The organism is Planktothrix rubescens CCAP 1459/22 (genome assembly GCA_904830895.1).
In the GTDB taxonomy this organism is placed as follows: Bacteria; Cyanobacteriota; Cyanobacteriia; order Cyanobacteriales; family Microcoleaceae; genus Planktothrix; species Planktothrix agardhii.
Window position 1 is genome coordinate 497172 of record LR882958.1, and the last position, 13228, is coordinate 510399.

10 protein-coding genes and 1 pseudogene are annotated in these 13228 nt (G+C 37.8%); 6 read left to right on the forward strand and 5 right to left on the reverse strand.

Annotated elements, in window-relative coordinates; genetic code table 11:
• The first annotated feature begins 10 nt into the window (after positions 1-10).
• The 3 genes from NMG86_RS02415 (at position 11) to NMG86_RS02425 (ending at position 2849) form a co-directional block, all read left to right on the forward strand.
• Positions 11-886, forward strand: coding sequence for an alpha/beta fold hydrolase (locus NMG86_RS02415; RefSeq protein ID WP_026788514.1), 876 nt, complete (start codon positions 11-13; stop codon positions 884-886).
• 116 nt (positions 887-1002) lie between these two features.
• A complete protein-coding gene (locus NMG86_RS02420; protein ID WP_026788515.1) occupies positions 1003-1671 on the forward strand; it encodes a DUF3318 domain-containing protein in 669 nt (222 codons plus the stop codon).
• A gap of 176 nt (positions 1672-1847) precedes the next feature.
• Complete coding sequence (locus tag NMG86_RS02425) at positions 1848-2849, forward strand: ABC transporter ATP-binding protein (protein ID WP_026788516.1); 1002 nt, start codon at positions 1848-1850, stop codon at positions 2847-2849.
• Between the two features lie 39 nt (positions 2850-2888).
• On the opposite strand, the gene NMG86_RS02430 is transcribed toward NMG86_RS02425, so the two are convergent.
• The 5 genes from NMG86_RS02430 to sufB all read right to left on the reverse strand — a co-directional run bounded on the left by NMG86_RS02430 (position 2889) and on the right by sufB (position 8407).
• The gene (locus tag NMG86_RS02430) at positions 2889-4151 is read right to left on the reverse strand and encodes a SufS family cysteine desulfurase (protein ID WP_026788517.1); all 1263 of its coding nucleotides are present in this window, start codon (positions 4149-4151) and stop codon (positions 2889-2891) included.
• A gap of 22 nt (positions 4152-4173) precedes the next feature.
• Positions 4174-4368 (reverse strand): hypothetical protein, encoded by a 195-nt coding sequence (locus tag NMG86_RS02435; RefSeq protein ID WP_026796931.1) that lies wholly within the window; start codon positions 4366-4368, stop codon positions 4174-4176.
• A gap of 31 nt (positions 4369-4399) precedes the next feature.
• A complete protein-coding gene (gene sufD, locus NMG86_RS02440) occupies positions 4400-5767 on the reverse strand; it encodes a Fe-S cluster assembly protein SufD (RefSeq protein ID WP_026788519.1) in 1368 nt (455 codons plus the stop codon).
• Positions 5767-6549: a Fe-S cluster assembly ATPase SufC gene (gene sufC / locus NMG86_RS02445; protein ID WP_026796932.1), complete on the reverse strand. Its 783-nt coding sequence runs from the start codon at positions 6547-6549 to the stop codon at positions 5767-5769. Before sufC ends, sufD begins: the two co-directional genes overlap by 1 nt.
• 421 nt (positions 6550-6970) lie before the next feature.
• On the reverse strand, positions 6971-8407 hold the full coding sequence (sufB, locus tag NMG86_RS02450) for a Fe-S cluster assembly protein SufB (RefSeq protein WP_026788521.1): 1437 nt from the start codon (positions 8405-8407) through the stop codon (positions 6971-6973).
• A 154-nt stretch (positions 8408-8561) separates the two neighbouring features.
• Between sufB and sufR the strand changes: the two are divergent.
• The 3 genes and pseudogenes from sufR to NMG86_RS02465 all read left to right on the forward strand — a co-directional run.
• Positions 8562-9209, forward strand: a pseudogene (sufR, locus tag NMG86_RS02455) (iron-sulfur cluster biosynthesis transcriptional regulator SufR); the annotation flags it as partial.
• A gap of 160 nt (positions 9210-9369) precedes the next feature.
• Positions 9370-9741 carry an NDH complex assembly factor CRR9 gene (locus tag NMG86_RS02460; protein ID WP_026796933.1) on the forward strand — a complete coding sequence of 124 codons (372 nt, stop codon included), beginning with the start codon at positions 9370-9372 and terminating at the stop codon, positions 9739-9741.
• A 172-nt stretch (positions 9742-9913) separates the two neighbouring features.
• Positions 9914-13192, forward strand: a complete 3279-nt coding sequence (locus NMG86_RS02465; protein ID WP_026788523.1) for a helicase-related protein — start codon at positions 9914-9916, stop codon at positions 13190-13192.
• Positions 13193-13228 lie beyond the last annotated feature (36 nt).

Here is a 13228-nt window from a genome sequence, read left to right on the forward strand (position 1 = left end):
ATTTAGAAAAATGACTGTAGCCACAAATCCAAATAAAACCGTAATTTCTGTTAATGGAGTCGATCATTATTGTGAGTGGGTGACAACAGCCAACTCCACACCCGGAACTAAACCCGTAATGGTTTTTATTCATGGTTGGGGAGGTTCGGGACGCTATTGGGAAAGCACCGCCCAAGCATTATCCCAGGAATTTGATTGTTTAATTTATGATTTACGCGGGTTTGGACGGTCAAATTCCTCCCCAGAGGTCACGGATAAATCACCATCAGAACGTTATGAATTAATTGAATATGCTGAAGATTTAGTCACTTTATTAGACCAGTTAAATTTAGACAAAGTTTATATCAATGCTCACTCCATGGGGGGTTCCATTGCTATGTTATTTTTAAATAAATATCCCCAGCGAGTCGAACGAGCGATTTTAACCTGTAGTGGTATCTTTGAATATGACGAAAAAACCTTTAATACCTTTCACAAATTTAGTCGTTATGTCGTCATGTTTCGCCCTAAATGGTTAACCTTAATTCCCGGGATGGATAAAATGTTTATGGCTCGGTTTTTGTATCGTCCAATTCCTCGCAATTTGAGTCAAGCCTTTTTAGAAGATTTTCTCTTAGCGGATTTTGATGCCGCCTATGGAACCGTATTAACCTCCGTTTCAAAAGCAGCAACGGAATGGCTCCCCGCAGAATTTAAAAAATTAACCGTTCCCACCCTATTAGTCGCTGGAGAATACGACCAAATTATTCCCGCAGAAATGGGAAGACAAGCCGCCACTTTAAACCCTAACGTTCAGTTAGCAATTCTCAAAGATACGGCTCATTTTCCCATGTTAGAAGATCCCGATACTTACTTACAAAATGTCCGAGAATTTTTAGGAATTTGATTCTCAGCACTATCAAGTTTGCTAATTTTAGGTTTGCGGTTGTTGCAAACGGATTAGAATACATTAAAATAGGGAGAAACCCTGTTTTTGGTTAAAAACTTAGTTGAGCCGGAACTATGACATCCTATGCAACCTCCACTGCCAGAGCCGAAATGAGCGAACTCCGGCGATTAAAAGGCTTACTTCCTCCTGAGTTGCAGAGTTGGGTGACGGTGGAAAAAACCGTCGAAGTCAACCCGCCCCTCGTCCGTTGCGAAGAAATTGGCAAGGATCAAGTCGAAATTCAAATTGACTTGGTTCGTTGGGAACAGTTGGCAATGGATCAGCGCAATCTAATATTTTGGCATGAAGTCGCCCGCATTCAAAATGATACGATTCCCAGAGATGGTTGGGAAATGGCCGCCCTCGCCATTGGTTTAGGGGGAGCGGTCGGAGAACTCTGGGTACAGGACGGACTTCTGCTGTTATTAGCCTTGGCATTATGTGGCGTTTCCGGTTATCGTCTCTATCAAAAAAATAACGGAGAACGCACATTACAGGAATCCTTAGACGCCGATGAAAAAGCGATTTCTCTGGCCACCCGTTTCGGTTATACCCTACCCAACGCCTACAAAAGCCTAGGAAGCGCCTTAAAAACCTTAGTGGATCAAACCACTAAAAAACGCCAAAAAGCCCGTTATGAAGCTCGTTTACAAGCTCTAAAACGCAGTGCAACTAAAGCCAAAGCTAGAGTTAAAGGCGGAACTGATACCGCCTCCTCAAGTTCGGAAAATGTATTTAATTAATTGATAGTGATCATTCTTTCGAGGGTGCGTTAAATTAAATGTTGACGCACCCTGAAATTTTGGTTTTAAAGTAATAAAAAATAGTCAATAAAGAGGATTACGCAGATTAACACAAATTAGAATCCGTGAAATCCGTGAAATCCTCTTAAATCCGTGATACCTGTTCCCTATTATTTATGTCTATTATCATTGCTGAACAGCTAAGTAAAGTTTATCCCGTCGCCATCAAAGAACCTGGATTTAAAGGAACCATTCGCCATTTTTTCCAACGAACTTATCAGAATATACAAGCGGTTAAAGAAGTTTCTTTTAAAATTGAATCGGGGGAAGTAGTTGGATTTTTAGGAGCTAATGGAGCCGGAAAAACCACAACATTAAAAATGTTAACGGGGTTAATTTATCCCTCTAGCGGATTTGTGGAAGTTGCCCATCATAATCCTTTTAAACGTCAATCTAAGTTTTTACAACAAATTACCCTGGTTATGGGGCAAAAACAACAGTTAATCTGGGATTTACCCGCCTTAGATTCTTTGAGAATTAATGCCGCAGTTTATGGAATTTCTGATAGTGAATATCGTCAACGGGTAGGGGAATTAACCGAGATGTTATCCCTAGAAGGAAAGTTAAAACAACCCGTGCGAAAACTGTCTTTAGGGGAACGCATGAAGGTGGAATTAATGGCGGCTTTATTACATCGTCCTCAAGTCTTATTTTTAGATGAACCTACCTTGGGATTAGATGTTAATGCTCAAGTCAGTGTTCGGGAATTTTTAGCTGAATATAATCGTCGTTATCAAGCTACAATTTTGTTAACCAGTCACTATATGGCTGATATTACAGCATTGTGTAAACGGGTGATTTTAATTCATCAAGGACAGTTAATTTATGATGGTAGTTTAGAGGGGTTATTAGAACAATTTTCTCCCTATAGAGAAGTTAAAATTGAATTAGAACATTCTTCTCCTGAAGTATTAGAAAGTTGTCGTCAGAAATTATTAACCTATGCAGAAATTGAATCTATGGAGGGTCAAGTTGTGCGCTTATTAGTCAAGCGGGATACCTTAACTACAACGGTCGCTAAAATATTAGCGGAATTCAATATACTAGATTTAACCGTGAGTGACCCTCCGATTGAAAATGTAATTGGGCGAGTTTTTCGGGCTGGGGTTGTTGATTAAAATAGATTCAATATTCCCCATTCCCTCTTAAATTATGTATTAACCCATTATTTCTTTAAAAAATGCGATCGCATCCTTTAATGCTACAATAAAAACATCAATTTCTTGTTTAGTATTGTAGAAATATAAACTCGCTCTGGCGCTAGAATTTAAGCCTAAATAACGATGTAAGGGTTGGGTACAATGATGTCCTGAACGAATAGCAACCCCGGCATCATCTAACATAGTTGATAAATCATTGGCATGAATCCCATCCACGCTAAAAGAAGCTAAGGCGGCTCTCCCTTCTCCCTTAGCATTGGGTTGGGGGCCATAAAGTTTTAATTCGGGAATTTCTCGCAATCTTTCAAATAAATAGGCGGTTAATTCATGCTCATAATCTTCTATTTTATCCATACCAATTAATGTTAAATAATCAATAGCCGCACCCAAAGCAATTGCTTCTCCAATCGCCGGAGTTCCCGCTTCAAATTTATGGGGTAATGCTCCCACCGTGAAATGATCTAAAAACACTTCATCAATCATTTCTCCTCCCCCAAAAAACGGTGGCATGGCTTCTAATACCTCTAATTTGCCATATAAAAATCCGATACCCGTAGGAGCGCACATTTTATGACCCGATGCCACTAACCAATCACAATCAATTTTCTGCACATCTAGGGCGGTGTGGGGCGCACTTTGGCAGGCATCAATTAATACTTTTGCGCCGTATTTATGAGCAATTTGAGTAATTTCTTCAATGGGATTAATACAACCTAATGTATTAGAAATATGCACAACCGAAACTAATTTAGTTTTGTCTGAAATTAAGGTTTTAAATTGTTCTAAATCAAATTCTTGAGTTTCTGTTAACTCGACAAATTTAATCACCGCTCCGGTTTTTTTTGCGACCATTTGCCAAGGAACTAAATTACTATGATGTTCCATAACACTGAGAATAATTTCATCTCCGGTTTTTAAGGTATTTAATCCCCAAGAATAGGCTACAATATTAATAGCTTCACTGGCATTGCGGGTATAAACAATTTCTTTATAGGATTTAGCCTTAATAAATTGGGCAACTTTCACCCGAGCCGCTTCATAGGTATCCGTTGCTTTTGCACTTAACGCATGAACCCCTCGATGCACATTAGAATTATAATTTCGATAATAGTCTTGCAGGGCATTTAATACCGCTAAGGGTTTTTGAGAAGTTGCCGCATTATCTAAATAAACTAAGGGATGACCGTTGACTTCCTGATGTAAAATTGGGAAATCTTGACGAACAATTTCAGCGAAGGTTTTTTCTTGAGTTAACATCATTTTCAATATCCTTTAATAAAATTTATACGGCCTTTTGTTGTTGGGCTTTAGCCCACTCTTTATGTTGTTGGGCTTTAGCCCACTCTTTATGTTGTTGGGCTTTAGCCCACTCTTTATGTTGTTGGGCTTTAGCCCACTCTTTATGTTGTTGGGCTTTAGCCCACTCTTTATGTTGTTGGGCTTTAAGCCCACTCTTTATGTTGTTGGGCTTTAGCACTAATCAAGAGTGGGCTAAAGCCCAACAACGGTTAACTGAAGTCAGTGCGACAGGAAACGCAACGGGATAAAACTTGGGTTAAGGTTTCTGATGGTAATTTGCCTAAAATTTCTGCTGCAAAAGCATCAATTAAGAGGTGACGACTCATCTGTTCACTTAACCCCCGACTCCGCAAATAGAAGACTTCATCTGCTTCTAATTGACTGACGGTAGCACCGTGAGAACATTTAACATTATCCGCCACAATTTCTAACTGGGGTTTAGTGTCTATTCTTCCTTTTGAAGATAGCAATAAATTCCGACTCAATTGATTAGCATTGGTAAACTGTGCTGTTTGTGGTACAAATACTTTACCATTAAAAATGCCATGCGCCTTGTCGTCAATAATACATTTATGTACTTGATTAAATGTACCATGTTGATGATTCAGCATCATGGAACTGTGGGTATCAGCTAACTGTTGACTCCCAATTAAGGTTAATCCATTCAGGGTTGTTTCCGTCCCTTCTCCCCGTTGATAAACCTCTAAATTATGGCGAGATAGTTTAGCTCCTAAACTAATTGCATGGCAAGTATAGCGACTATTTCGAGCTTGAAAAACCGCGTTTTTACCAATGTGAAATGCAGATCCAGATCCCCGTTGTAGCCTGGTATGATTGACTTGAGCGTTTTCTTCTAGGTAGATTTCTGTTACCGCATTGGTAAAATAGGGTTGAACTTTTACCTGATCAGAACATCCAAAAATGTCCGCCGTGGCATAATGTTCAATAAAGGTTATTGAACTGCCAGTTTCTGCTACAATTAGCGCACGGGGTTGATTGACCACCGGAGTATTATCCGGTAGGCCAATAAATAATAAATGAATCGGGTCTTCAAGAATTTTATTTTTGTCAACCCAAAGGACAGCGGCATCCTTTAACCCGGTGGAATTAAGTGTAGCAAAAACGTCTTGATTTCCCTGTTGTTGACTGAGATAGTCAGGAAGACGATCTCTAAATTGTTCGGGAAGTTCTGCTAAATTCCCAATAAAAATACCATCGGGAATTTCTGTAATATCAGAGAGATGGGGGGCATAAATTCCATTAACAAATACTATCCGTTTATGTTCAGATTCGGGTAGAATTAAAGAAGCGATCGCTTGATTTTCTAACTGAACAAAATTAGCCATTTTAAAACGATTGGCTAATAAAGGAGATAAATCGGTAAACCGCCATTCTTCATCCCGTTTTGTTGGAATTTCTAATTCCTTAATCCAAGTTAAAGCATGATCTCGAATCTCTTGCAATTGACCGGAAATTTGAGAGGGAAGCGAAGGCTCAGAAAGTCCTCCTTGAATTTGTTCTAACAGATGGTTTAAATAGGACACTTCCTGTGTTTCTGTGATGGTAATATTATTCATTAAACCCCCACCATGGACGCAGAAACAACATCATCATAACCCTGTTCTTCCAATTCTAAAGCCAGTTCTTTTGTGCCTGTTTTAATAATTCGTCCATCCGATACAACATGAACAAAATCCGGTACAATATAATCTAATAACCGTTGATAATGGGTAATCAATAATAGAGCGTTATTTTCATTGGCTAATTGATTAACTCCACTGGCAACAATTCGCAACGCATCAATATCTAACCCGGAATCTGTTTCGTCTAAAATCGCTAATTTTGGTTCTAATAACGCCATTTGTAAAATTTCATTGCGTTTTTTCTCACCCCCAGAAAAACCTTCATTAACACTGCGTTCTAAAAATTCATCCCGCATTTTCACAATATCTAGTTTTTCTCGGACTAATTCATCAAAATCAAAGGCATCTAATTCTTCAATTCCTTTATGTTTTTGATGGGCATTATAGGCAACCCTCAAAAAGTCTAAATTACTCACCCCCGGAATTTCAATCGGATATTGAAACGCTAAGAAAATACCCGCTAAAGCTCGTTCTTCCGGTGCTAATTCTAATAAATTTTGACCTAAAAAACTAATTTCTCCTCCGGTGACTTGGTAGCTGGGATGTCCGCTTAAAACCTTAGAAAAAGTGCTTTTTCCCGAACCATTTAAACCCATAATAGCATGAATCTCTCCGGCTTTTACTTCTAAATTAAAGCCTTTAAGGATTTCCTTATCTTCAATATTAGCCGTTAAATTTTTAACGGATAGAATAATTTCGCTGTTTTCTTTAATCATGGTTTTATGTTGTTAGATTTAGGACTTTTTTCCCTCGTTCCCTGGTTCTACCAGGGAATGTATTTAGGAGGCTCCGCCTCCTTTTTTGACTAGAGGCAGAGCCTCTACTTTTCATTTCTAGGTAGAACCTAGAAACGAGGGGGAAGGGAATGATTTTTTTCCCTCGTTCCCTGGTTCTACCAGGGAATGTATTTAGGAGGCTCCGCCTCCTTTTTTGACTAGAGGCAGAGCCTCTACTTTTCATTTCTAGGTAGAACCTAGAAACGAGGGGGAAGGGAATGATTTTTTTCCCTCATTCCCTGGTTCTACCAGGGAATGTGTTTAGGAGGCTCCGCCTCCTTTTTTGACTAGAGGCAGAGCCTCTAGTTTTCATTTCTAGGTAGAACCTAGAAACGAGGGAAGCGAGGGGGAAAGGTAATGATTAACCAACAGTTCCTTCTAATTTCAAGCTCAATAATTTATCAGCTTCGACGGCAAATTCCATCGGCAATTTACTGAACACATCTTTACAGAAACCGCTAATCATCATTGATATAGCATCCTCGGCGGAAATACCCCGTTGGGAAAAATAGAAAAGTTGGTCTTCTCCTATTTTAGAAGTGGACGCTTCGTGTTCAACTTTAGCACTATTATTTTCCACTTGAATATAGGGAAAAGTATTAGCTTGCGCCCTATCTCCGATTAACATAGAATCACATTGAGAATAATTTCTCGCGCCTGCCGCTTTCGGCCCCATTTTAACTAAACCCCGATAACTATTGGAGGATTTCCCGGCAGAAATTCCTTTAGAAATAATCGTGCTCCGGGTATTTTTACCAATATGGATCATTTTGGTTCCGGTGTCCGCTTGTTGTTTATTATTAGTCAGCGCAACAGAATAAAATTCTCCTACGGAATTATCCCCCACTAATAGACAACTGGGATATTTCCAAGTAATAGCAGACCCGGTTTCTACCTGTGTCCAAGAAATCTTAGAATTGACTCCTTTACATAATCCCCGTTTAGTAACAAAGTTGTAAATTCCGCCCTTGCCTTCTTCATCTCCGGCGTACCAATTTTGCACCGTTGAATATTTGATTTCCGCATTATCTAAAGTTACCAATTCTACTACAGCCGCGTGCAGTTGATTCGTGTCAAACATCGGGGCGGTACAACCTTCTAAATAGGTGACAGAACTGCCTGCTTCTGCTACAATTAAGGTGCGTTCAAACTGTCCAGAATCTCCATTATTAATCCGAAAATAGGTAGACAAATCCATCGGACATTGTACCCCTTTCGGAATATAAACAAATGACCCATCACTAAACACGGCAGAATTCAACGCCGCGAAGAAGTTATCGGCAACGGGAACAACGCTACCTAAATATTTTTCAATCAGTTCAGGATGTTCTTTAACTGCTTCAGAAATTGAACAAAAAATTACCCCATCTTCAGCTAATTTTTCTTTAAAGGTGGTGGCAATAGAAACACTATCAAAAACCGCATCAACGGCTACATTAGACAGGCGTTTTTGTTCGTTTAAAGGAATGCCTAATTTTTCAAAGGTTTCTAATAAAGTCGGGTCAACTTCGTCTAAACTGGTTTTTTTCTGTTCAACTTTGGGCGCGGAATAGTAGATAATAGATTGATAGTCAATGGCCGGATAGTTGACATGAGGCCAAGTGGGTTCCGCCATTTTTAGCCATTGCTTATAGGCTCGTAAACGGAAGTTGAGCATGAATTCTGGCTCGTTTTTTTTAGCTGAAATCAGGCGGACAACATCCTCACTGAGTCCACGGGGTATGGTGTCTGACTCAATATCGGTGACAAAGCCGTATTTGTACGGTTGGTTGACCAGGGTTTTAACGGAAGCACTCATAAGGTTAAATTTAGTTTTCGATGGTTCTCAACGGATGACAGACGGGTGGTAGGCTGTAGACTTAAGCAACAGATTTGTTACTTAAGTCTATTTTAGGCTACATTAACAATAAGTGTATTGTCAAAGTCCAAATTCATTAATTTTTGTTAAGAAGATGGCCACCACTCAACACCAGTCCACAAAACACGATATTCTGCAACTCCTCCTGAAACAAGCACAGGCGACGGCCCAGGAGTTAGCAGAAACCCTTGATATCAGTCCCCAAGCAATTCGTCGCCATCTCAAAGATTTGGAAATGGAGGGTTTAATTGCCTACAACTCGGTGCAGGTGGGGATGGGACGCCCTCAGCACGTTTATGAACTCACAACTCAAGGACGGGAACATTTTCCTAACCGTTATGATGAGTTTGCGATTTCCTTTCTGGATACTTTAACGCAAACCGTCGGACATGAACAGGTGAGTCAAATTTTACATAAACAATGGCAACGAAAAGCCATAGAATATCGGGAAAAAGTTGGCAAGGGTTCGTTAAAAGAACGGGTGGAAAAATTAGTGGAATTAAGGAAAACTGAAGGCTATATGGCCGAATGGTATTTGCTGGAGTCGGAACCATTGGATACTAATAATCATGAACGTTATATATTAACTGAACATCATTGTGCTATTTCTAATGTGGCGGAATCTTTTCCCAGTGTTTGCGGTCATGAGTTAGAAATGTTTGGGGAAATCTTAGAAGATTGTACAGTAGAAAGAACCCATTGGATTGTTAATGGTGAACATCGTTGTGGCTATTTAATAATAGGAGGGAATAGGGAACAGCCCCCCCCCAAACCCCCCGTGCACGCAGGGCTAGGGGGGGAGGGAACACCGGAAGAAAAGGCTTCATCATCTGGTTTTCTGCATCAATCTTTGTCCTAATGGTGCTACCGTGACTGGTCTATATAAATAATTAAGTAAAACTATGGATTTTTTAACTGAGGACGAGGCAATTCAAGTGGATGCAGCGTTATTATCTTCTAAGGAGAAGTTTTCAACGCGGTTAGCGATTTATGCGTTACGGTGTTTGAAGGAAATTGCTAAAAATGAAGATATAAAAATTGAAAATATTAAACCAGAACAAGTTCAATCCTGGGTTAAAAATGATGATAGTTTTAAAGAAAAATTAGAATTAGATGGGAATTTTAATCGGTTTTTTAGCCAATTAGTGATTTCTTCATTAAAGCCTTTAAAACAGGTAGCTCAAGCCGAAAATATTCCCATTCAAGATTTAACAATTAAACAGTTAATTAACTGGTTTGAGCATGAATCTCAGCAGAATTTAGGGCAAGATTGAAAACTATAGCAATCCTAAATAGGTGGTAACATTTTAATACTGACATGAAACAGCCAGAAGTATTACCCTGTTCCCTCCCCCCCTAGCCCCCCGTGCACGGGGGGTTTGGGGGGCTGTTCCGGTGTTCCCTTTTGCCTAGGACTTTTGAACACAACTCAAATAGGATTGCTATATGTCAACAAAGTTTTTCACAAATAGCGAAGAAAACACCTTAATCAAAAAGTTTGAAGGGGTTTTTACCTATAATCCCAATATTCAATATTTTGACGCTTTAGTAGGCTACTTCAGAGCATCAGGTTATTTCAGAATCAGACCATTTTTAAACCAAGTTCCAAATATTAGAATATTGGTAGGTATCAATATTGATAAAATGCTGGCTGATGCTCAAAAATCTGGGCTTGATTTTTTTAGCAATCACAAAAGAACAAAAGAAGATTTTATCAAGGAAATTCAAAAAGATATTGCACAAGCTAATTATGACAAAGACACCGAAAACGGTATTTTACAATTCATTGACGATATAATTCAAAAGAAAATACAAGTCAAGGCACATCCCGAAAAAAAAATCCACGCCAAAGTTTATATTTTACGTCCTGAACAATTTAATGAACATACACCCGCCACAGTAATCACGGGTTCTTCAAATCTTACCGATGCGGGACTGGGTGGAGGAAACTTTTATAATTATGAGTTCAATGTTCAACTAACAGAATATCCTGATGTTCAATTTGCTACCAAAGAATTTGAAAAACTTTGGGTTGAATCTGTTGATATATTGCCAGTTGATATTCAGGGCATCAAAAAAGAAACTTATTTGAATGAAGAAACCAGTCCCTTTGAATTATATATAAAATTGCTGACTGAATATTTTGGGAAAAATATTGATTATGACCCAAACTCAATAGGTGATTTACCTCAAAATTTTAAAAAACTTTCTTATCAAGTTGATGCCGTCAATGAAGGTTTTAATATGCTGATAAAACACAACGGCTTTATCTTGGCTGATGTTGTGGGTTTGGGTAAAACTGTTATTGCCGCCATGGTTGCCAAAAAGTTTTTAATCCAAAATGGTAGAGAGAATACAAAAATATTAGTTGTTTATCCGCCAGCAGTTGAAAAAAACTGGAAAGACACTTTTAAGAATTTTAATATTGACAAATATACCAAGTTTATCACTAATGGAAGCCTGGAAAAAATCTTGGAACCCCATCAAGACTATTGGAAAAAAGAAGATTATGATTTAGTGATAGCTGATGAAGCGCACAGGTTTCGTAATCACAAAACAGGTGCTTTTCAAAACTTACAATTAATTTGTAAAAGTTCAAGAGCAAATAAGGGTTTGATTCCAGGTACTCAGAAAAAAGTAATTTTAGTATCGGCAACACCTTTGAATAACAAACCTGATGATATTTATTATCAAATACAAATGTTTCAGGATGCTAGACAGTCAACACTTCCTATTACAAATTTGACTGCTTTTTTTAGTCCCTTAATGGAGCAGTACAAAAGCCTAAAACGCTTTGAAGAATTAGATGTAAATAAGCTTAGAGATATTTATGGGAAAATTCGTAAGAATATAATTGAACCTATTACCATTCGGAGAACACGAACTGACCTGGAAAATATTGCTGAATATAAATTAGACTTAATAGCACAAGAAATCAACTTTCCAAAAGTAGAACCACCTCAAAAAGTGGAATATTTAATGGATGAGAAACTAAATGAATTGTTTTATAAAACGGTTTTTTATCTAACAGATGAAGCTCAACTAAAATACAGCCGTTACCAAGCCATTGCCGGATTAAACCCAGAAATTCAAAGCAAGTATTACGAAAACGCAGAAACGGTTTCTAAATCCTTAGCATTTATAATGAAGACTCAGTTGATTAAAAGATTAGAAAGTAGTTTTTATGCCTTTAAAAAATCCCTAAGCAATTTTCAACAAGCCACCGACAGAATGATTAAAATGTTTGCTAATGACAAAATATTTATCGCACCTGATACCGATGTAAACAAGCTATTGGATAAGGGTTGGAGTGATGAACAAATTGAAGAAGAAATAGAAAGATTAAGCGCGGACAATCCGAAAAACCAAACTTTTAAAAAGGCGGATTTCAAGCCAGATTTTATTGAAAATTTAGAGAATGATTCTCGACTTTTACAGGAATTAGTCACAGGTTGGGCTGCTGTTGAGAATGATCCAAAATTAGATGTTTTTATTGCAGAATTAAATAAACAATTTCTTAACAAGAAAACTAATTTAGAAGGTAAGTTGGTAATATTTTCGGAGTCAAAAGATACTGTTGACTATTTAGCCGAGGCTTTACAAAAGAGAGGCAGAAAAGATGTGTTGGTAGTTTCCAGTAAAAATAGAAACCAATTGTATGATACGATAGTAACTAACTTTGATGCTAACTGTACGCAAGAAAAACAGACAAACGATTATAGTATAATTATTACTACTGAGGTTTTGGCAGAAGGAGTAAACCTACATCGTTCTAATGTCATTATTCACTATGATACACCTTGGAACTCAACCAAACTTATGCAAAGGATTGGGCGTGTGAATCGTATTGGTACTAAAGCAAATGCTATTTATAATTATGTTTTTTATCCTTCGGCACAAGGCGATTCACAAATTCAGTTAAATAAAACTGCTTTTATGAAAATTCAGGCTTTTCATACTGCATTTGGGGAGGATAATCAAGTGTTTTCAACGGAGGAAATTTTAGATGAAGTTAAACTTTTTAGCGGAACTTATAAGGAGGAACAAGACGAACGCTTAAAATTTCTTTATTTTCTCCGCAATTTCAAAAAATTAAACAAAATTTGGTTTGATAAAATTAAAAAAATGCCTTTAAAATCAAGGGCGGGAAGAAGTTCAACTAAAATTAATAAACCTGATTTACAAAATGGCACGGCGGCATTTTTAAAGACAGATAAAAAGTTTGAATTTTATTGGGTGGATAGCAACAACCAACCCATAGAAATTACACCTATTGAAGCATTTAAGATATTTGAAGCTAATCAAAATGAAAAAAATGTAGAATTAATTGCCAGCCATCACGAGCATATAAACAACGCGATTAAACATTTTGAAACACTGGAATATGAGTTAGTTCAGGCACAAACAGACCCCGAAGCATTAGGCGGTGTGGCGCAAAGGGCAAAAAAATGGCTTTCAGGAATGATTAACCATCTCAAAGTAACTGAGAAACAAAGGGACAATATCAAGAAAATTATCATCCTGATTGATATAGGGAAATATACCAATTTGCCTTCGGATGTTGACAAGCTGCAAAAGAAAAAAGTAAACTTAGATATAGATACGGCAATTTTAGAAATTGATCAAATTGCTGAACGATATAGTGTTGATGTCTCAGATGTCCAAAAAGGAAAAAAGAGAAAAGTTGAAAAACCAGTTTTAATTATTTCAGAATCTTTTGAATAATTATGACAAAACCAATAAATAGATGTTGCCTTAAGC